General features: G+C 52.5%; 15 protein-coding genes. 10 read left to right on the top strand and 5 right to left on the bottom strand.

The features are described from left to right. The first annotated feature begins 147 nt into the window (after window positions 1-147). The 4 genes from ftsH to thiD all read left to right on the top strand — a co-directional run bounded on the left by ftsH (window position 148) and on the right by thiD (window position 5488). Window positions 148-2079, top strand: coding sequence for an ATP-dependent zinc metalloprotease FtsH (gene ftsH / locus GOB58_RS02365; protein ID WP_086553818.1), 1932 nt, complete (start codon window positions 148-150; stop codon window positions 2077-2079). 50 nt (window positions 2080-2129) lie between these two features. Then, the gene (gene folP / locus GOB58_RS02370; RefSeq protein WP_242005185.1) at window positions 2130-3191 is read left to right on the top strand and encodes a dihydropteroate synthase; all 1062 of its coding nucleotides are present in this window, start codon (window positions 2130-2132) and stop codon (window positions 3189-3191) included. 116 nt (window positions 3192-3307) lie between these two features. After that, window positions 3308-4657, top strand: coding sequence for a phosphoglucosamine mutase (gene glmM / locus GOB58_RS02375; protein WP_173559215.1), 1350 nt, complete (start codon window positions 3308-3310; stop codon window positions 4655-4657). Between the two features lie 33 nt (window positions 4658-4690). After that, window positions 4691-5488, top strand: coding sequence for a bifunctional hydroxymethylpyrimidine kinase/phosphomethylpyrimidine kinase (gene thiD, locus GOB58_RS02380; RefSeq protein WP_265792811.1), 798 nt, complete (start codon window positions 4691-4693; stop codon window positions 5486-5488). Here thiD and GOB58_RS02385 read toward each other — a convergent pair. Further along, window positions 5478-6215 (bottom strand): response regulator transcription factor, encoded by a 738-nt coding sequence (locus GOB58_RS02385; protein WP_086553821.1) that lies wholly within the window; start codon window positions 6213-6215, stop codon window positions 5478-5480. The two genes, thiD and GOB58_RS02385, sit on opposite strands and share 11 nt — an antisense overlap. Window positions 6216-6743: 528 nt before the next feature. Here GOB58_RS02385 and tsaE point away from each other — a divergent pair. From tsaE to GOB58_RS02415, 6 genes are all read left to right on the top strand, one after another. After that, entirely contained in the window at window positions 6744-7214 is a 471-nt protein-coding gene (gene tsaE, locus GOB58_RS02390) for a tRNA (adenosine(37)-N6)-threonylcarbamoyltransferase complex ATPase subunit type 1 TsaE (protein WP_086635955.1), read from the top strand. A gap of 3 nt (window positions 7215-7217) precedes the next feature. Further along, window positions 7218-10361, top strand: coding sequence for a double-strand break repair protein AddB (addB, locus tag GOB58_RS02395; RefSeq protein WP_173559217.1), 3144 nt, complete (start codon window positions 7218-7220; stop codon window positions 10359-10361). Continuing rightward, window positions 10358-13924, top strand: coding sequence for a double-strand break repair helicase AddA (gene addA / locus GOB58_RS02400; RefSeq protein WP_173559218.1), 3567 nt, complete (start codon window positions 10358-10360; stop codon window positions 13922-13924). The genes addB and addA overlap by 4 nt, the downstream gene beginning before the upstream one ends. Window positions 13925-14176: 252 nt before the next feature. Then, on the top strand, window positions 14177-14503 hold the full coding sequence (gene trxA, locus GOB58_RS02405) for a thioredoxin TrxA (RefSeq protein WP_086553825.1): 327 nt from the start codon (window positions 14177-14179) through the stop codon (window positions 14501-14503). 297 nt (window positions 14504-14800) lie between these two features. Further along, window positions 14801-15736 carry an acetyl-CoA carboxylase, carboxyltransferase subunit beta gene (accD, locus tag GOB58_RS02410; protein ID WP_086553826.1) on the top strand — a complete coding sequence of 312 codons (936 nt, stop codon included), beginning with the start codon at window positions 14801-14803 and terminating at the stop codon, window positions 15734-15736. A gap of 44 nt (window positions 15737-15780) precedes the next feature. Next, complete coding sequence (locus GOB58_RS02415) at window positions 15781-17088, top strand: bifunctional folylpolyglutamate synthase/dihydrofolate synthase (protein WP_194299605.1); 1308 nt, start codon at window positions 15781-15783, stop codon at window positions 17086-17088. Between the two features lie 64 nt (window positions 17089-17152). Here the strand turns inward: GOB58_RS02415 and GOB58_RS02420 are convergent, their stop codons facing one another. From GOB58_RS02420 to GOB58_RS02435, 4 genes are read right to left on the bottom strand one after another with little or no spacing between them, the layout of a single operon-like run. After that, window positions 17153-18244: a glycosyltransferase family 4 protein gene (locus GOB58_RS02420; protein ID WP_265792816.1), complete on the bottom strand. Its 1092-nt coding sequence runs from the start codon at window positions 18242-18244 to the stop codon at window positions 17153-17155. Window positions 18245-18265: 21 nt separating this feature from the next. Beyond that, the gene (locus GOB58_RS02425; RefSeq protein WP_173559220.1) at window positions 18266-18937 is read right to left on the bottom strand and encodes a glutathione S-transferase family protein; all 672 of its coding nucleotides are present in this window, start codon (window positions 18935-18937) and stop codon (window positions 18266-18268) included. 12 nt (window positions 18938-18949) lie between these two features. Next, entirely contained in the window at window positions 18950-20032 is a 1083-nt protein-coding gene (gene mnmA / locus GOB58_RS02430; RefSeq protein WP_086553829.1) for a tRNA 2-thiouridine(34) synthase MnmA, read from the bottom strand. 36 nt (window positions 20033-20068) lie between these two features. Further along, window positions 20069-20383, bottom strand: coding sequence for a ferredoxin family 2Fe-2S iron-sulfur cluster binding protein (locus GOB58_RS02435; RefSeq protein WP_086553830.1), 315 nt, complete (start codon window positions 20381-20383; stop codon window positions 20069-20071). Window positions 20384-20427 lie beyond the last annotated feature (44 nt).

Here is a 20427-nt window from a genome sequence, read left to right on the forward strand (position 1 = left end):
AAAAGCGGATTATCCCCTAGGAATGTGCAGATGATCACCCTATTTATAATCTGAATAAGTTGCAATTTTCGGCATCTGCTGCACAGATGATATTTTTACAGGACCTTTCTGGCGCTTTGCCAAGACGAGTATGGAAACACAGCCACTATGAATAATTTAGGCCGTAATCTGGCTCTGTGGGTTGGCATCATTGTGCTGTTACTCTTTCTGGTGAATGTTTTTCAGCCAGGAAGCACACAGCATGCCTCCCAGCAGCTTGCCTATTCTGATTTTGTTACTGATGTCGATACAGATCATGTCAGGTCTGTCGTCGTGCAGGAGCACAATATCTCTGGTGTGCTTAAAGATGGCACATCCTTTGAAACATATGCCCCCGATGACCCAAATCTGATTCCTAAAATGGTCAGTAAGGGCGTGCAGGTCAGTGCAAAACCGCTTGATCGTGATGGCAGCCCGCTGCTGCGTTATTTCCTTAATGCGCTGCCTATTATCATTATGATCGCAGCCTGGCTGTTCGTAATGCGCCAGATGCAGGGTGGTGCCGGCCGTGGTGCAATGGGCTTTGGTAAGTCCCGCGCTAAAATGCTGACAGAAAAGCATGGTCGCGTTACGTTTGATGATGTCGCCGGTATTGATGAGGCAAAGGGTGAGTTACAGGAGATTGTTGATTTCCTGAAAGACCCGCAGAAATTTACCCGGCTGGGTGGTAAAATCCCCAAAGGTGTTCTGCTGGTTGGCCCCCCCGGTACAGGTAAAACCCTGCTGGCCCGTGCTATTGCAGGTGAAGCCAATGTGCCTTTCTTCACCATTTCCGGTTCTGACTTTGTCGAGATGTTTGTCGGTGTTGGTGCGTCACGTGTTCGTGATATGTTTGAGCAGGGTAAAAAAGCAGCTCCCTGCATTATCTTCATTGATGAGATCGACGCAGTCGGGCGTCATCGTGGCGCCGGTCTTGGTGGCGGCAATGATGAGCGCGAGCAGACCCTGAACCAGATGCTGGTTGAGATGGATGGTTTTGAGAGCAGTGAAGGGGTAATCCTTATTGCTGCAACAAACCGCCCTGATGTGCTCGACCCCGCATTGCTGCGCCCTGGTCGTTTTGACCGTCAGGTTGTTGTGTCAAACCCTGATGTTGCAGGTCGTGAAAAGATTTTGCGTGTGCATATGCGCAAAGTGCCACTGGCCTCTGACGTTGACCCACGTATTATTGCCCGCGGCACTCCTGGTTTCTCTGGTGCTGATCTTGCCAATCTGGTGAATGAAGCAGCCCTTGCTGCTGCGCGTCAGGGCAAGCGTACAGTTGCTATGCGTGAGTTTGAAGACGCCAAAGATAAAGTGCTTATGGGTGCTGAGCGCCGTTCACTCGTCATGCATGAGGATGAGAAGAAGCGCACGGCTTATCATGAAGCCGGCCATGCCGTGACAGCTGTTCTGGTCCCTGAGAGTGAGCCTATTCATAAAGCAACGATCATTCCGCGTGGCCGTGCTCTGGGTATGGTGATGCGTCTGCCAGAAGGCGATCGTCTTTCTATGAGTCGCAAAAACTGCATTGCCCACCTTGTTGTGGCAATGGGTGGTCGTGTGGCTGAAGAGGTTATCTACGGCAAAGATAATATCTGTAATGGCGCTATGGGCGACATTCAGATGGCAACCAGAGTTGCCCGCAGCATGGTTACCGAATGGGGAATGAGCGACAAAGTTGGTATGATCGCTTATGCCGGTGACGATAATGGCAGCGCAGGTATGTTTGGCAGTGCGAAGAACTTCTCTGAGCATACAGCTATGGAGATTGATTCGGAAATCAAACGCCTGATTGATGAAGCCTATGAGCAGGCCCGTGACTATATGCATGGCAATATTGATGCTCTGCACAGGATTGCTGAAGGTCTGCTGGAGTTTGAAACGCTGACGGGCGAAGAAATTCGCCAGCTTATGAGAGGTCAGCCGATCGAGCGTAAAGAAGACGATGATTCCGGGCCGGTGAATCGTCGGGCTTCTGTTCCGCAGGTTATTGAAGCAGAAGTGAAGCCCTCAGGCAGTGATGATGGGCCTTCAGTTCCGGCGCCTCAGCTGAGCTAACGCTGCTGGTGACTGAACAGCTTTAAGATTAAGAACGGGGCGGCAGTTTTATGCCGCCCTTTTTTATTGTGGATGAGATGATGGATTTTACGCGTTTAGCTGAACCTTCAGGGCTTATTTATGGTTCCGTAGCGAGGGAGGCAGTGCGGGCTGGTCATGCCTTACCCCTTGCTGGCGGGCCTGCCGCTTTTACACTGGTTGATCTGATTGATGGTTATACGCGTAGCGGGTTTATGCCTGTTTCGTCTGTGCCAGCCGGGTGGCAGCCGCAACTTGAGCGTATTTCACGTGCGCCTGTCAGCGATGTTGTGTCATTGAACAAGCAGGTTATGGGTATTGTTAATCTCACACCTGATAGTTTTAGCAGTGATGGTCATGCAGGTAATGCTGAGCATGCAGTTGCAGCCAGCAGGCAGAGTGTTGAGCAGGGTGCGCGTATTCTCGATATTGGTGGAGAAAGTACACGTCCTGGCTCAGCGGTGATTACCCCCCGGGAGGAATGGCAGCGAATTGGAGAGACGGTTTCTGCGTTACGAGAGCATTTACCCGATACGATTTTGTCAGTGGATACGCGTCATAGCTTCGTTATGGAGCAGGCTCTGGAAGCTGGCGTTCATATTATTAACGATATTTCAGCGCTCGATGACCCCGATGCTTTGCCGTTGCTTGCGCAACATACCTGTGGCGTTGTGCTGATGCATATGCGCGGAACTCCCCAGACTATGGGAGCGTATACTGATTATCAGGATATTGGGTACGATACGGTACGTGAACTTGGCGAACGGTTAAAATATGCTGTTGAGGGGGGGATAAAGCCTGGGCGTATTATTATTGACCCAGGTTTTGGTTTTGCAAAAACAACAGAGCAGAACATGCAGCTGCTGGCGCGTGTGGCACTGTTTACTAATCTGGGGTGTCCGATTCTGGTCGGTGTGTCGCGTAAGCGTATGATCGGTACGGTAACAGGTGTTACTTCAGCTGCGCAGCGGGATGCTGGTACACACACAGCGTCACTGGCAGGACTTACTGCGGGCGGTTGTATCGCGCGGGTGCATGATGTCGCTGGTATGATGCAGTCTCTTAATACCTGGCAGGCGTTACAGAATTTTTAAAACGTCTGAGTTTATAACAGATACATGGTTTCGCGCTGAGGTAAATCGCTCTAGAACACAAAGGTCATTGTGCAGCATACGATGGCCGAAGAAAACCGGAATGCAGGAGAGCTGGGATGATACGTCAGAAACGTCTGTTTGGTACAGATGGCATTCGGGGTACAGCTAATCAGACCCCGATGACCGTAGAAACAGCTCAGCGTCTGGGTCAGGCTGCAGGTCTGCGCTTTACGCGCGGTGACCATCGTCATAGCGTACTGGTTGGCAAAGATACGCGTTTGTCAGGGTATATGATTGAAAGTGCCATGGTTTCTGGCTTTCTCTCAGCTGGTATGGATGTAACCTTTGTCGGGCCGCTGCCAACACCTGCTATTGCGATGCTGACCCGCTCTTTGCGTGCTGACCTTGGGGTGATGATTTCAGCCTCTCATAATCCCTTTGAGGATAACGGCATTAAACTATTTGGTCCTGATGGTTTTAAACTCTCGGATGCTGATGAGCACGAGATTGAAGACCTGATGGAATCTGACCTGACAGGTCGCCTTGCCGCCCCCGATAAAATCGGAAGAGCCTCTCGCCTGAATGACGCAGCCGGGCGTTATATTGAACATGCCAAGGCTTCTTTCCCGCGTAAAATACGCCTTGATGGTATGAAAATCGTCATTGATTGTGCCAATGGTTCGGCTTACCGGGTGGCCCCGACAGCCCTGTGGGAGCTGGGTGCGGAAGTTATTCGTATTGGTTGCACACCTGATGGTGTGAATATTAATGAGCAATGTGGGTCGACTTACTCTGAAACATTATGTGCTGCGGTCAGGCAACATAAAGCGCACCTGGGTATTGCTCTTGATGGTGATGCTGATCGTGTTCTGATTGCAGACGAAACAGGTCATCTGATTGATGGTGATCAGATTCTTGCATTAATTGCACAGTCCTGGAATCGTGAGCATCGCCTTGAAGGGGGAGGGATTGTTGCGACTGTAATGTCGAACATGGGGCTTGAGCGTTTTCTTAATGATCTGAATATCGGTCTTGAACGCACATCAGTGGGTGATCGCTATGTCGTTGAGAGAATGCGCGAACGCGGCATAAATATTGGTGGCGAACAGTCAGGCCATATGGTGCTGACTGATTTTGGTACCACCGGAGATGGTCTTATCGCGGCACTGCAAATTCTGGCATTTCTTGTTGAAGATGGCCGTCCCGCCAGTCAGGTGTGTCGTTTGTTTAAGCCTTTCCCACAGAAATTGCAGAATATACGTTTTACAGGGGTAAGCCCGCTTGAGCGTGAGAGCGTTAAGGAAAAGCAGGCAGAAATAGAGAAACAACTAGCTGGCCGTGGCCGTCTGGTTTTGCGTAAAAGTGGTACAGAGCCTTTGATACGTGTGATGGTTGAAGCTGAGGATTCTCTCCTTGTTGAACAGGCCGTTTCAGACATGTGTGGTGTTATAGAAGCCACCGAATAAGAGAAGAAGATGCAGAAAACGGAGCAGCCGGTCGTGCGTGTTCTCTCCATTGCGGGGAGTGATTCCGGCGGCGGGGCCGGTATACAGGCTGACATTAAGACCATAACGACCCTGCAGGGCTATGCCATGACGGCGATCACAGCCCTGACCGCACAGAACACGCATGGTGTTGATAGTATTTTGCCTGTTCCACCTGAGTTTTTACGGCAGCAGATTCATGCTGTCCTTAATGACCTGGGGACGGATGCTTTTAAAACCGGTATGGTTGGAGGAGCTGCAGAAATACGCGTGGTGGCTGAAGAGATACAGCATTATGTCTCGCGTTTTCCTGATGTGCCGGTTGTGGTTGACCCTGTTATGGTAGCAAAAGGTGGTGCAGCACTTCTGGCTGAGGAAGTGCTCGATACGTTACAGAACGTGTTATTACCACAGGCAACAGTTATTACGCCTAATATTCCTGAAGCGATTTGCCTGGTAAAGCAGGATATCACAACAGTAAACGAGATGCGTCAGGCAGCTCGCAGATTGTATAATGCAACCGGTGCAGCTGTTGTGGTGAAAGGCGGGCACCTGACAGATGATACACTGGTTGATGTTTTATTTGATGGCGTTAATTTCAGTGAGTTCTCTGATACGCGTATTAATACGCGTCATACACATGGCACAGGCTGTACACTGGCCAGTGCGCTGGCAACACGACTGGCACAGGGTTACTCTCTTTTTGACGCTGTTCATCAGGCCAGAGCATATGTCAGGCAAGCTATTGTAATGGCTCCTGGTTTAGGGGGGGGAGCCGGCCCTTTGTGGCATCAGGTCGCTTTTATGCGATAGCCTGCTGAGCATTTATCGAAGAATATGCAGGGACTGCCCCCTGTTCGCTTATAGCCATCGGGGTTTTAAGAATATAGCCTCTTCCCCAGATGGTAGTAATAAGTTTTCTGGCACCGGCATCAGCCAGTTTTTTACGAAGTTTGCAGATAAAGACATCAATTATTTTGATGTCTGGCTGATCTTGTCCATTATAGAGGTTATCGAGAAGAATCTCTTTGGTAAGAGTAATATTTTTACGCATCATAAGAAGTTTGAGAGTAGAGAACTCTTTGTTTGTCAGATGAACGGGACGCCCGGATACTGTAACGGTCTGTGAGTTCATATCCATGGTCAGGTCACCAATCTGCGTCACAGAACTTGCAAAGCCGCCTGAACGACGCAGAATAGCCTGAATGCGGGCAATAAGCTCATTTATGTCGCATGGCGTTGCAATATAATCATCAGCTCCATTAGCAAAAGCTTTTATTTTTGTATGGGGTTTATCGATATCAGATAAAATAATAATCGGGGTTTCCAGCCTTGTTGAGCGTGCTGTGTTAATAATATCAAACCCATCCATATCTGGCAGCATCAGCTCAATAATTGCCAGACCATAATTATAGTTACGCATCATTTCGAGTGCATCATGCCCCGATGAGCACACGTCAGTAATGAAGCCAATGCTGTTAAGTTTAGTTACAATTTCTTCCGTAAGAGACTGGTTATCCTGAGCAAAAAGAATGCGCATATTGTTTTCTCCGTGGAAGGAGCAAAATTACGCCCCTGGGTTGTATTAACAATCTTATAATATACTTTTAGGTGTTTTTATATAAAATAAACACAAATAAAACATTAAATTAATTGCATATAAAATAAATATTTTAAGGTTATTTTTATATTTATTGTATTTTATACAATAAAAACAATAGGAAAAAAAATTCTATTATTTTTTAAAATTGATATTTTTTATATATACATAAAATATATATGATTATTAAGTATTTAATTATTTTACTTTAATTTGATATTTAATGTTATTTTAATATGATTATTATTTTATTAAAATAATATCTATTGTACATTTTTCTTTAGATAATTCAGTGGGTTCACATTGTATGTGCGTAGTTAGCAGGGGGTATAATTTTACCTTTGTTATTGGTAATATGCTCATTTTAATATTATATTTTAGTAAATTGTGTAATTGCTGTGTGCCTTGCAATATCTTCTTAGATATCAGACCTTAAAACAGAAGACTGTCAGAGAAAGCGATTGCAGAATGAGTGCTCAGACTGGCCTTATTACTCTTGGTGATGAAAATGCTACCGGCCGTCTGGCGTGCATTCTGGCTGCTCAGGCACGCCCAGGCGACGCTCTTTTACTGTCTGGTCCACTCGGCGCCGGAAAAAGTGTGTTCTCCAGAGCGTTTTTGCGGGCTGCCTGCCGTGATGAGGCGCTTGAGGTGCCGAGTCCTACCTACACTCTTGTTCAGGCCTATCAGGCCCCTGATTATGTTGTGTCGCATTTTGATCTCTGGCGACTGGGGAGCGCTGATGAGCTTGAAGAGCTCGGCTGGGATGATGCGCGTGAGGGTGTTGTTCTTGTCGAGTGGCCCGATAAGCTTGAAGAGTTTCTGCCAGATAATGCCTTGCATCTGACGTTGTCTGTTCAGGCTGACGGTACGCGAATGGTGTCTGTGCAGGGGTGGGAAGAGCGTCTTTCTCCAGGCTGGCACAGGGCAGGAGGCTGAAACATGGCGCAGGGGAATGTGTCAGGTCAGGCACGGCTGGCAACGGTTCCGGCGCATCTGCCCTTTCTTGATCAGGTAGCATTACGCTGGTTGCACACTGCGCATTGGGACCCTGAAAAAATGGGAGAGGGCACTATCGTGCTGCCCGGTCGTCGTGCTGCCCGTGGGCTGACAGAAGCTTTTATGCGTCATATGGACGGCAAGCCGATGCTGCTGCCACGTATTTTGCCGGTTAGTGCGCTTGATGAGGCAGAACTTGGTTTGTCTGGCGGTGTTGGCGGCGGCGAGGGGCTTCTTCTTCCTCCGGCTGTTGATGGCATGACACGTCTTACGGTTCTGACACGTCTTATTTTGCAGGCTGATCAGGCTTTTGGCACCCGCCCGTTGCTTGATCAGGCCTGGCCGCTCGCAAAAGCCCTGGCCGAGCTGATGGATGAAGCTGAGTGGGCTGATGTTAACCTGACTGAGCGCCTGCCGGATGCCGTGCAGGAGGGTTTTGCTGAGCACTGGCAGAAGATACTGCAATTTCTCGATATTGTTACGGCTGCCTGGCCTGCATGGTTGCAGGCGCAGGGGGTTATGAACCCGGTTGCCCGTCAGGTTGCTTTGCTGCGTGCACAGGCGGCATTATGGCGAAAAAAAGCAGCGGCTGATGAGCAGACGCCTTTATGGGCAGCAGGCTTTACAAATATTATGCCCGCAACAGCTGAGGCGTTGCAGGCTATTCTCGCCAGCCCTCAGGGGTGTGTGGTTGTGTCTGGCCTTGATACAGATATGCCTGATGAAATTTTTGCGACCTTACCTGATAGCCATCCACAGGCCGGGCTGAGTTGTCTGCTGAAAGATCTGGAGGTCAGGCGGAGTGATGTGCAGATCTGGCAGGGTGAGGGAGGGTATCCTGAACGAACGCAGACTCTGGCCCGTGCGCTGTTACCTGCCGCAGCTCTGGAGGACTGGGTTAAGCCTGGACCATCAGCTTTACAGCAGGTTGTTCGTCTTGAAACAGCCGGGCAGCAGGAGGAAGCAGTCGCTGTCGCCATGATTATGCGTGACGTTGTTGCTCAGCCCGGCAAACGTGCCGCCCTTATCACGCCAGACCGCGCTCTGGCTGCCCGTGTCGTGACGGAGCTGAGCAGATGGGGTATTCTGGCGGATGACAGTGCCGGGGCGTCTCTTATCGGTACACCGGGCGGCGTGCTTTTGCGTCACATTGCCCGCCTGGTTGAGAGCCGCTATTCCCCCGTGGCGCTTCTGACACTTCTCAAGCACCCTCTGGTTGCCTGCGGTCTTCCGCCCGGGGTGTGTCGCGCATCGGCCCGTTTACTCGAGCGTTCTGTGCTGCGCGGGCCCGCACCTCCTCCCGGTTTTGCAGCTTTGCGCCATGCTGTTGAGGTCTCCGTTGCTGACTGGGAGCGTAAGGAGCAAAAAGCTGGCAAAATCAGTGCCGGTAATGATGCCGACCGTCCCTTTGGTCCCGAACCTCTGCTGAAATTTATGGATCGGCTGGCCCGTTGTCTTGAACCTGTTATGGCCTGGCCGGACGAAAATGCGGAAGAAACACAGTCTGATGGCCCTGCGCCTGCTCCCTCCTGCGGGTTTAAGGCATCTGTTCCTGACCTGCTGACAGCTCTGGTGCAAACAGTGGAGCGTCTGGTCGCAACGGACACGGAGGAGGCCCCTCAGCGTTTGTGGCGCGGAGAGGAAGGAAATCTTCTGGCGCGTAAGCTCACAGATCTGATTATGGCGAGTGATATTTTGCCGCATCAGCCTCCGGCTGTGCTTGACGGTCTGTTGTGTGCCGTGCTGGCCGAAGAGCGTGTTGCCAGTCGTTACGGGGGTGACCCTGCAGCGTTGCATCCGCGTGTGTTGATATGGGGTTTGTTTGAAGCGCGTTTGCAAACGGCTGATACAGTCATTCTGGGCAGCCTGGTGGAAGGGGTCTGGCCCCCTGTGCCTGATGCCGGCCCGTGGATGAGCCGTCCGATGCGACAAAAAGCTGGCCTGCCTTCACCTGAGCAGGAAATCGGGCAGGCGGCACATGACTTTTTCTCCTGTGTTGCTGCGGGGGGAGAGGTAATTTTATCCTGTCCCCGGCGGCGTGAAGGTGTGCCGGTTGTTCCTGCACGCTGGCTCACCAGGCTGAATGCGTTTCTGGCAGGGCGTCAGATGCACCTGCCTTTTCACCCGGCGGCCCGCTGGCTCGAAGCACTTGATCAGCCCGAAGGTGCTGCTCGCCCTGTGCGTCCACCCGAGCCAAAGCCACCTGTTGCATTGCGCCCGCGTCGTCTGAGTGTGACGGAAATTGAGACATGGAACCGTGACCCTTATGCTCTTTATGCCCGCCATGTTCTGAAGCTGGACGTGTTGCCTGAGCTTGAAGAGGCTGCCGATGCTTCAGATTATGGTGTCATTGTGCATGCTGCTCTTGAGCAATGGTTCAGAAAATATGGGGTATCTTGGCCTGTAAACGCTGAAGCCGGGCTTAAGGCGATTTTTCGTGATGTGTTGTATGCGCATATTTTGCGCCCGGCGTTGCGTGCCTGGTGGGAGCCGCGTCTGATGCGTATTGCCTCCTGGGTGGTGCAGGCTGAGGAAGCTCGCCGTGAAGCGGAGGGGAACCCGCAGCGCATCAGTACAGAGCTGCGTGGTAAGGTTGTCATCCCTGATGCGCCGGCCGGTGCTTTCTCGCTCGTGGGGCGTGCTGATCGTATTGACCTTGATGCGCAGGGCCGGGTGCTGGTGAGTGATTATAAAACCGGTACACTTCCAACTAAAAATGAGGTGTTGTCAGGCTGGAGCCCTCAGCTCCCCCTTGAGGCAGCAATGGTGCTGCGTGGTGGTTTTTCTGGTTTTGCACTGGAAGCTGATAAGGCCTCTCCTGAAATAGGCGGGCTGGTGTACTGGCAGCTGACCGGTGGTGCCGAGCCAGGCAAAGAAGTTCTGGTTACAGCCCCTAAAGATGAGTCTCTGACAGATGTTGCTGAGCAGATATGGGAAAAACTGCGTGAGCGCGTTTTTGCCTATGATGACCCTGAACAGCCTTATCTCTCGCACCCGCACCCGGGTAAGGAACCACGTTTTGCTGATTATGCCCGCCTGGCCAGAGTGCCGGAATGGGGGGTTGCCAGCCTGGATGAAGAAGAATGAGTGGCTCTTATAGTATCGCAGAGGTTATCGCTCAGGCAAATGCCCAGCAGGGGCTGGCCTCTGACCCGGCGGCTTCAGTCTTTGTGTCTGCTTCTGCAGGGAGTGGTAAAACAAAACTACTGATCGACCGCCTGTTGCGTCTCATGTTGCCGCGCGAGCTGGAGACTGGTGAGATCGTACCTGGTAGCCCTCCTGCCCGTATTTTGTGTCTGACTTTCACCAGGGCTGCTGCGGCTGAAATGGCTATTCGTCTGCAGCATCGTCTCGGGCAGTGGGTTACGTATTCTGACGAGGCTCTTAATAAAGACCTTGCCGCTCTTTTTGTGCCGTGCACACAGCAGACACGTCAGCAGGCCCGTGCGTTATTTGCTGAGGTGCTTGATCTGCCTGGTGGAATGCGCATTGGCACCATTCATGCGTTTTGCCAGTCGCTGCTCAGGTCGTTTCCGCTCGAAGCCGCGATGAACCCTTACTTTACCGTCCTGGAGGAGACTGATGCCGCCCTGGCGCTGAACGGATGTGTGGAAACTGTGCTGAGTGGACAGAATACCGCCCTGCTTGCCCCGCTGGCCGGAATTATGCGCGCAACAGATTTTGTCGGGCTGGCAGCGTCTTTACGCCGGGATGAAAAAAGCAAAAATCTTTTTCAGTGGGTCTCAAAAAACCCTGACGGTATCCGGTCTGTTTTTGCACGGGTTTTGCGGCTGCCGCCTGAGGCTGTGCAGGGCTCTGATACCGATCAGCTGGAAAAAGCCTGCACCGGTTTTGCCGGTGAAGAAAACCTGCGCTCTTTTCTTGGTGTTTTGTCTGAGGAGGGTACAGAGGCTGTCAGACGTAATACTGTGCAGCTGCTTGACTGGCTTTCACTTTCTGCCAGGCAGAGGGCAGAGCAGTGGGATGTATGGCGTAATGGTTTTCTGACCAGGCAAAATAAGCCGCGTAGTACCGGGCTGATTACGAAAAAGCTGAGTGAAAAATATCCGCAGCAGGCTGAATATCTGTTGCGCGAGGCAGAGCGTATCCTCGCTGTTGATGATGTTATGCTCGGCCGTGAGCTGGTGTCGCTGGGGGCGGCTCTCGTGCAGATGGTCGCTCCGGTTTCTGCCCTTTATACCGAGCGTAAAACCCGTCGTGGACTGGTTGAATATGAAGACCTGATTCATAACACATTGCAGTTGCTGCGTGAGCCCGGCGCCGCATGGGTTATGTATAAGCTTGATGGTGGTATCGACCATCTTTTGCTTGATGAGGTGCAGGACACCTCAGCTGAGCAATGGCGTATAGCCGGTGATCTGACAGAGGAGTTTTTTGCAGGTCAGGGCGCGCGTGAGGAGGAGGCTGGCCCGCGTACCGTGTTTGCCGTGGGGGATTATAAACAGTCAATTTATGGGTTTCAGGGGGCTGACCCCGAATCTTTTCGTACTTGGCGTGAGCGGTTTCAGCAGCGGGCTGAAGGAGCAGGACAAACCTGGTATGACCCGGCACTGACGGTTTCTTTTCGTTCAACCTTGCCGGTATTAAAGCTGGTTGACGCTGTTTTTTCTGTGCCAGAGGCTGCTCGTGGCGTGGTTGATGAAGGTGCGCCTCCCATGCAGCATCTGAGCGCCCGGGTGGGGCAGCCCGGGCGTGTGGAGTTATGGCCGCTGACTGAATCCGTGCGTGAAGATGAGGATGAGGTCACCACCCCCTGGGATAAGGTGGACAGAAATACGACACGCCAGAATGCCCGGCAGAAGCTGGCTGATACCCTGGCTCGTCATATTGCTCATGAGCTGGCATCTCCCCCCGCGCCAGGTGAAGAACCTCTGACACCAGGGGATATTCTTATTCTTGTCCCGCGTCGTTCGCCTTTTGTGACAGCACTGATCCGCGCACTGAAAATTCAGAATATTCCGGTCATGACCCTGGTGAGTACAGGACTGGCTGATCAGCTGGCGGTGCAGGACCTTGTTGCGCTGTGTTCGGCGCTGCTTTTGCCGCAGGATGATCTGACGCTGGCATGTGTGCTGACATCTCCTCTTGGCGGTGTGTCAGATGACAGCCTGATGGCTCTGGCTACCGGGCGTAAACCGGGGGAGCCTTTATGGTCTGCCCTGCGTGAGCGCCATGCGCAAAGACCAGACTGGTCACGGGCATGGGCGTTACTCGACAGCCTTTTTCACCGGGTTGATTATCTGACACCGCATGAGCTGCTGTCTGAAGCGCTCGGTCGTGGCGGAGGGCGGGCGCGTCTGCTTGCACGCCTGGGGCCTGAAGCGGCTGAAGCGATTGACGAGCTGCTCTCTGCGGCCCTGCGTTATCAGGAGATGCACCCGCCGTCCTTACAGGGCTTTGTGTTCTGGATTCAGAATTCGCAGGAGAGTGTTAAGCGCATTGCTGAGGCCGGTAGTCAGTCTGTCAGGGTAATGACGGCACATGGTGCGAAAGGGTTACAGGCGCGCCTGGTGATTTTGCCTGATACTGTGAGTAAGCCACGTTATGAAGAGCGGGTTTTGTGGAGCAAAGACAAGCAGACAGGTGTCGATGTGCCGCTTTATGTGCCGCGTAGTGCTCTCTCTACAACTGTGACTCGGTCATTGCGCGCCCGTGCTCAGGCTAAGGCCATTGAGGAATATAACCGCCTTTTATATGTGGCACTGACCCGTGCGGCTGAGAGGCTGATTGTCTGTGGCTGGATGCCAGCACATTCCGTCCCTGCTGAAAGCTGGTATGAGCGGTGTCGCCAGGGGTTTGAAGCTGCCGGAGCCATTTCTCTCCCCTGTGAATCAGGCGACCAGGGCGGTGAAATGCTTGTGATAGAAGAGAGCAGTGCAAAGGGTCAGGAAGACTCTTTAGCTGTCGTTTCCGTTCCCCCCTCTCTGCCGCATAAAGCTGAGGCTCCGGTTTTGCCTGGCTGGATGGGCAGTGCCCCTGACTGGAAGCCAGTTTTGCCTGAGGCTGAGTCAGCTTTGTCACGACCATTAGCTCCCAGCCGTCCTGATGATGTCATGCTGGGGCCGTTGCCCGCGACAACCTCGCCTCTGGATATCACTGGTATTACTCCCGCACAGGCGCGTGAGGCTGCTTTTGCCCGTGGGCGATTAGTACATTCTTTACTGCAGTATCTGCCTGAGCATCCGCAGGAGCAGTGGATGGCTCTGGCAATGAAATGGCTGAAGCGTCCTGTTGCAGCCGGCGGGCAGCCGGATGAGGCCGATACGCTTGCTCGTCAGGTGATAGAGGTGCTGTCTATGCCTGAGCTTGCCCCTTTATTTTCCGGGCAGGCCCGTGTTGAGCAGAGGCTTGCCGGTGTGGCCGGTGGTCAGGTGATTGTAGGGCAGGTAGACCGGATGTGTGTCTTGCCTGACCGTGTTTTGCTGTGTGATTTTAAAAGTGGCCGGCATGTTCCACGTTCTGTTTCAGCGGTGCCTGTGTTGTATCTGCGGCAGATGGCAGCTTACCGGCTTTTGTTGCAGGGGCTTTACCCTGACCGGCCGGTGACCTGTGTCCTGGTCTGGACAGAAGGTCCGCGTGCTGATGTTCTGCCAGACGAACTACTTGATGAGAATATTATTTATAAGTAAAATTTTTTATAACGAATTGCGGGATTAAATTTTATTTTATAGTGTGGGATGTTATTATTTGAATAGTTATTTTCTTTTATAATTTTCGCAGGACTGCATGGAAGTATTTTATTTTTCTGGCGGAAGTGTGTGCGGGACGTGAGCACCTTGAACCTTGCCTTAAGCATCCCTAGTGTTAATGAGATGTGAAACTGAAAGTTCAGAATGCTCTGTCTTTTACAGGGCATGGGCGGGGACATACGGGAGAAGATTATGAGCGAACATACTGTTGCAGTGAACGATTCTGATTTTGCCACAAACGTGCTTGGCGCTTCGGGTCTGGTTCTGGTCGATTTCTGGGCTGAATGGTGCGGCCCCTGTAAAATGATTGGTCCGGCTCTTGAGGAAATTGGCAAAGAATATGCCGGTAAAGTCACCGTTGCCAAAATTAATATTGATGAAAACCCTGAAACTCCAACGAACTATGGCGTTCGCAGCATTCCGACACTGATGCTGGTACGCGACGGGAAAGTTGTTGAGACTAAAGTTGGCGCTTTGCCAAAAAGCCAGCTTAAGGCATGGGTTGAAGGCGCTCTCTGAGCAGATTGCTCTTTGCTGAAAGGCTGAGGGTAGTGTTAGCAAACAGGAGGCAGGCAGTTTGTACATGCCTTCTGTTTTGCTTTACCTCTCAGAAGTAAAGATGCTACGATCAGCCCTCTGACGTAGCCTGCAAGACGAAGAATTTTGAAGACAGATTAACGCTGGATCCTGCCGGTGTAACCGGTTTTTTGCCTTCAAAAGCTTGGCAGGGGAGCATAAACGGCGTAATGCTGCGCGCCTGATCTGGTGTACCAGACGAATCATTTAATTTTCACTTTTAAAGTTGCAAGGGTCAATATGAGCTGGATCACTGAATACGTCCGTCCTAAAATTCGTGGCCTTTTGCGACGTGAAGTGCCGGATAATCTGTGGACCAACTGTGACTCCTGCAGCCAGATGATTTTGAGCAAAGAGCTGCACAAAAATTATAATGTGTGTCCGCACTGTGGTCATCATATGAAGGTTCTGGTTGCTGATCGTTTTGCCTGGACATTTGATAACGGAGAGAGCGCACGTATTGATCTGCCTTCTGCTCCGGTTGATCCGCTCGGTTTTCGTGATCAGAAGCGCTATACTGACCGCCTGAAAGATGCCCGTGCCAAAAGCCAGGTTGATGAGTCTTTTGTTGCCGCGCATGGTTTGATTGGTGGTCACCCGGCGGTTGTAGCCGTGATGGCGTTTGAGTTTATGGCAGGCACAATGGGTGCAGCTTTTGGTGAACGTTTTGTCGCCGCTGCCCGCCTGGCTATTTTACAAAAATCTCCTCTGGTTATTTTTACGGCTTCAGGTGGTGCCCGTATGCAGGAGGGTGCACTGAGCCTGATGCAGATGCCCCGTACAACAATTGGCGTGCAGATGCTCAGAGAGGCCGGTCTGCCTTATATTGTTGTGATGACAAACCCCACAACAGGTGGTGTGACGGCTTCGTTTGCTATGCTGGGTGATGTGCAGATTGGTGAGCCAAATGCGTTGATTGGCTTTGCTGGTCCCCGCGTTATTCAGGACACGGTACGTGAGAAACTGCCCGAGGGTTTCCAGCGTTCAGAATATCTTGTCGAACATGGTATGCTTGATATGGTGGTGGCGCGTCACGAGATGCGCGAAACACTGGGACGTATCATTGGCATGCTGATGCGCCAGCCTCCGGTCAGTGTAGCTAAAGACGAAGGTCCGTCAGAAGCTGTGCCGCCGGCTGCTGTTGCAGAAAGTGCAGATGTTGCTCCCTCAGAGTGAGTGAGACAGACAAAACTGTGACTTCTTCTTCGTCAACATCGTCTATGGCCGAATTTACAGGCCGCACGGGCGTTATTCTTGAGCGGTTAAATCGTCTGTATCCGGCCCTGATTGATTTATCGCTGGGCCGGCTTGAGCATCTTTTGCAAAAACTGGGCAACCCGCAGGATCATTTGCCGCCGGTTATTCATGTTGCGGGCACTAATGGTAAAGGCAGCACCTGCGCGACTCTGCGTGCTATTGGTGAGGCTGCCGGGTGGCGCGTGCATGTTATGACTTCGCCTCATCTGGTGCATGTTACGGAGCGTTTTCGCGTAGCCGGGCAGCTGGTCGATGAGACGGTGCTGACAGACGTGCTTGAAGAAATTGAGCGCGTCAATGAAGGTGCTCCTATTACGGTTTTTGAGGTTCTGACAGCCGCTGGTTTTCTGTTGTTCTCACGCACACCGGCTGACCTGGCTATTATCGAGGTCGGGCTGGGCGGGCGCTGTGATGCGACTAATGTGCTCAAAAAGCCGGCAGCCTGTATTGTGACTTCGGTCTCAATGGATCATGAAGCCTTCCTGGGGAATTCTCTGGCTGCGATTGCGGCAGAAAAAGCAGGTATTTTTAAACCTGGTGTGCCTGCGGTTACAGGTGCACAACCTGACGAAGTGCGTCTTGTGCTTGAGGCTGAAGCATTACGGACGGGAGCGTCTCTCAACCGTCGTGGTGTTGAGTGGCAGATTGGCGTATCTCCCTGCCAGACTTCTCTTATTTACTCTGATGCGCTGGGAGAGGTTGTTTTACCACTGCCTTCTCTTGCTGGTGCCTGGCAGGTTGAAAATACAGGTCTGGCAGTTGCTGCGCTGCGCGCTACGGGTCTTACTTTGCCTGAAAAAGCCTGGCAGGGTGTAGGGCAGGTTTTCTGGCCTGCGCGCATGCAGCGTCTTACAGGGCAGCTGGCGCAGCATGTTCCGGCTGACTGGGAGGTCTGGCTTGATGGCGGGCACAACCCTGGTGCAGGTCATGCTTTGGCAAAAACACTGCAAAACTGGGATGACAGGCCACTGCATATTCTGGTGGGCATGAAGCAGACGAAGGATGCCACCGGATTCCTGAAGCCTGTTATGCCTTACGCTACAACTCTCTGGGCTATCCAGGAGCCGGCACAGCATCTGGCATTACCTGTGGCTGACATTATTGCTGCGTCAGGTGGTAAGGCACGTTCAGGACCCGAGCTGGTGCAGGCGCTGGAGGCATTAAAAGCTGAGGCAGCAGAAGGGCAGAAGCCTGCCCGTGTGCTTATTTGTGGCAGCCTGTACCTGGCTGGTGTGGCCTTAACCCAGGATGGGTGGTCTCCCGAAAGCTGACGTGTGAGCTTTATATTGTGCAGGTCAGGGCGGGCCTGCACAATGAAGAGTATCAGCAGAGCACTTACTGACTGTGTAAAATACTCTGGTGTAGCTTTGCGCGCTGCTGCTTTATAGCTGTGACATCAAATGTGCGGGCTCGTTTGAGAGCTGCCTCTCCCATACTCTGACGTAACCGGGCGTCATCTGTCAGGCGCAGCAGGCATTGTGTCAGGCTGCTTACGTCATCAGGGTTGCAGTACAACCCTGCCTCACCGACAACAGCTGGCAGGCTGCCTCTGTCTGAGACAATCAGAGCAGCACCGCTGGCCATAGCTTCGAGTGCCGCCATGCCAAAGGGTTCAGCCCATCGGCTGGGCACAACAACAATGGCCGCACGGGCCATAGCTGTGAGCACTTCATCATGAGGTTTATAGCCTGGAAGTGAGACGCCTGCCGCTTTCGCCTGCGGCCTGAGCCGGGCAAGGAAAGAGGTTTCTGGCGAGTCGGGGCCAAAACGATCGGCTCCGATAATCTCAGCGCGCCAGTCAGGGCGTATTAAAAGAGTGTCGCGACAGGCTGCGACAAAAGTATCAACACCTTTATCTGCGACCACGCGCCCCGCGAATAAAATGAGTTTATCCCGCACAGGCGGGCGGGGTGGCATATCAGCCATAGCAATACTGTTTGGTAAGATGCTGACAGAAGCCGTGACATTCTCACTCAGAAATCGATTCCTGATCCATTCAGAGACAGCTACAACCTGTACAGTGCGGGCCAGCTTAGTGCGCTCTTCAGTTGTACGGGCACACCTCATAAAGCAGGGGTCATTGTGTAAAAGGAGCATAACCGGCACGGACGGGCATAATTTGCGTAAGAGCAAGGCCAGGTCAGGACGATTGTGAACCTCGAGCAGGTCCGGCTTCAGTTTTTTTACAGCGCGGGCGACGGCAACAGCATAGCGTCGGGTCAGGCTGTAAGGGCGAAAAGCTGGTGTAACAGGAACAAAATGAATCCCAGGAAAAGCCGCACCGAGCGGGGGCTGTCCAATAATAGTTTCTGTTTGTGTGGCCATTCGTCGCACCAGTAGTGCGATAGCACCGGCTTCTCCCGCTGCAAAACGCTCTGAGGGCGGGAGAACCGTTATAACATGTAAAGCATCAGCTTCGTGCGGCACAGATCAGGCCTTTATCGCCAGTCAGTCGATCTGCTCATAACGATCAAGCTGCCATTCTTTGGGTTCGCGGGCGGCTTCATCATACCATTGCTGCATCAGCGGGTGCTGTCTGACGGCCTGCATATAGGCTTTGGAGGTTTCTGATAGTTCTGTCACACCATAAGACAGAAAGCGGGAGATAACAGGGGCAAACATCGCATCAGCAATACCAAACTGTGCGCCAAACAGATAAGGGCCGCTCTGACCATGCTGGTTACGGCACTGTGTCCATATCTGATCAATGCGGGTTATGTCTTTAATCAGCTCTTCATCTGGTGGTGTGCTGAGTTTTTTATCGTGCCGGCCGAGGTTCATCGGTAAAGATGAGCGCACACCTTTAAAGCCCGAATGCATTTCGGCACTGACTGAGCGGGCCAGCGCACGGGCTGCCCGGTTTGCCGGCCAGAGAGAAGGCTCAGCTTCAGCGCAGTATTCTGCGATGGAGAGAGAATCCCAGACCTGAATACCATTATGCTCAAGATAGGGTACGCAGCCATTGGGTGACAGGCTTTTGAGGGCAATTGTCTGCCCCCCGCCTTTCAGGGGGACGACCTCGATATCGACAGAGAGCCCGGCCAGTTTTACGACCAGCCACCCCCGCAGCGACCAGGAGGAGTAGCGCTGTGTACCAATAACCAGACGTCCCTGTGTCATCTCTTTTTTCCTTCAGGCAGCAGATTCGGTTTCAGTGCGGCAGATAAACCCGCCACCAAGAATACGTGTTCCCTGGTAGAATACGCAGGCCTGGCCCGGGGCGGGCATAGCAGGTTCTTCAAGCTGTACCAGAGCGCCCTGAGGTACAGGCCTGATACGTGCGGCTCGGGGCACTTCGCGTGCGCGCATCTGCACAGCACATTCAATGCCCTCAGGTGGTGCATCAACCAGCCAGTTTACATCTCTGACAAGCAGAGATTCGACATAAGAGTGTGCACGCGGGCCAATAATAACGCGGCGTTTGCCTGGCTCTACGCCCACGACCATCTGCCGCTGCCCGTCAAGCCAGGCGGCATTGCCCAGTCTTTTGCTCTGGCCAACGGTAAAACGCATAACGCCATCATGTTCACCAACGATTTTGCCCTGGCTGTCAACAATTTCACCGGGGCCAGCCATTTCCGGGCGCATACGTTCAACCAGATCAACGTAGGAGCCGTCATTGACAAAGCACAGGTCCTGGCTGTCAGGCTTGCCGGCAACAACGAGGCCATAGCGTTCAGCCTCAGCTCTCACTGCGGCTTTATCGGGCATGTCACCCAGCGGGAAGCGCAGAAAATCAAGCTGATCACGGGTGGTTGCAAATAAAAACCATGACTGATCACGTGCACTGTCTACTGGGCGGTGCAGCTCAGCCCCATGGGGGCCTTCAACACGACGTACATAATGGCCGGTTGCCATTGCCTCAGCACCAATGTCACGGGCCAGGCCAAGCAGATCAGTAAACTTTACACCCTGGTTACAGGCAACGCAGGGCACAGGTGTCTCACCCGCTGCATAGGCATCAGCAAAGCGACCGATTACACTATCCTGGAATCGTTTTTCCGCATCAATGACGTAATGTGCAAAACCAAGCCGGTCAGCAACTGCACGGGCGTCACGAATGTCCTGACCGGCACAGCATGCGCCTTTTTTGGCCGCGCTGCGGGCATCGTAAAGCTGCAGGGTCGCACCCACGACCTCGTGCCCTTCTGCCTGAAGCCGGGCAGCAACGACTGAGCTGTCCACCCCTCCCGACATTGCCACAAGAATACGCACTGGCTGCGCCCTCCTTTTGCTTAAAATTAAAATGCCTCAGGATTTGCGAGGCAGACGAACAACCAGCCCGTCGAGCTCGTCTGTCATAACAATCTGGCACCCCAGACGAGAGGTTTTTTCGAGTCCGAAAGCCAGGTCAAGCATATCTTCTTCGTCATCAGTTGGTGTGCTGAGTTTTGCGGCCCAGTCGGGGTCAACAATCACGTGGCATGTTGCGCAGGCCAGTGATCCTTCACAGGCCCCCTCAAGATCAATATCATGTTTATGTGCAATTTCCAGCACAGAAAGACCAACCGGTGCATCAACTTTGTGCTCAGTTCCGTCCTGTTCGATAAACATCATATGGGGCATTTGTTTTAGTGTCCTGCCAGTATTTTGTTGCTACGCGCTGTCAC

Source organism: Acetobacter thailandicus, assembly GCF_011516655.1.
GTDB lineage: Bacteria > Pseudomonadota > Alphaproteobacteria > Acetobacterales > Acetobacteraceae > Acetobacter > Acetobacter thailandicus.

Bases quoted from the DNA above. Each gene is read 5' to 3' on its own strand.
- GOB58_RS02435 (WP_086553830.1), bottom strand. From the start codon at position 20,383: ATGCCCCATATGATGTTTATCGAACAGGACGGAACTGAGCACAAAGTT.
- addA (WP_173559218.1), top strand. From the start codon at position 10,358: ATGAGTGGCTCTTATAGTATCGCAGAGGTTATCGCTCAGGCAAATGCC.
- addB (WP_173559217.1), top strand. From the start codon at position 7,218: ATGGCGCAGGGGAATGTGTCAGGTCAGGCACGGCTGGCAACGGTTCCG.
- GOB58_RS02425 (WP_173559220.1), bottom strand. From the start codon at position 18,937: ATGACACAGGGACGTCTGGTTATTGGTACACAGCGCTACTCCTCCTGG.
- GOB58_RS02415 (WP_194299605.1), top strand. From the start codon at position 15,781: ATGGCCGAATTTACAGGCCGCACGGGCGTTATTCTTGAGCGGTTAAAT.
- GOB58_RS02385 (WP_086553821.1), bottom strand. From the start codon at position 6,215: ATGCGCATTCTTTTTGCTCAGGATAACCAGTCTCTTACGGAAGAAATT.
- ftsH (WP_086553818.1), top strand. From the start codon at position 148: ATGAATAATTTAGGCCGTAATCTGGCTCTGTGGGTTGGCATCATTGTG.
- accD (WP_086553826.1), top strand. From the start codon at position 14,801: ATGAGCTGGATCACTGAATACGTCCGTCCTAAAATTCGTGGCCTTTTG.
- folP (WP_242005185.1), top strand. From the start codon at position 2,130: ATGCCGCCCTTTTTTATTGTGGATGAGATGATGGATTTTACGCGTTTA.
- tsaE (WP_086635955.1), top strand. From the start codon at position 6,744: ATGAGTGCTCAGACTGGCCTTATTACTCTTGGTGATGAAAATGCTACC.
- trxA (WP_086553825.1), top strand. From the start codon at position 14,177: ATGAGCGAACATACTGTTGCAGTGAACGATTCTGATTTTGCCACAAAC.
- glmM (WP_173559215.1), top strand. From the start codon at position 3,308: ATGATACGTCAGAAACGTCTGTTTGGTACAGATGGCATTCGGGGTACA.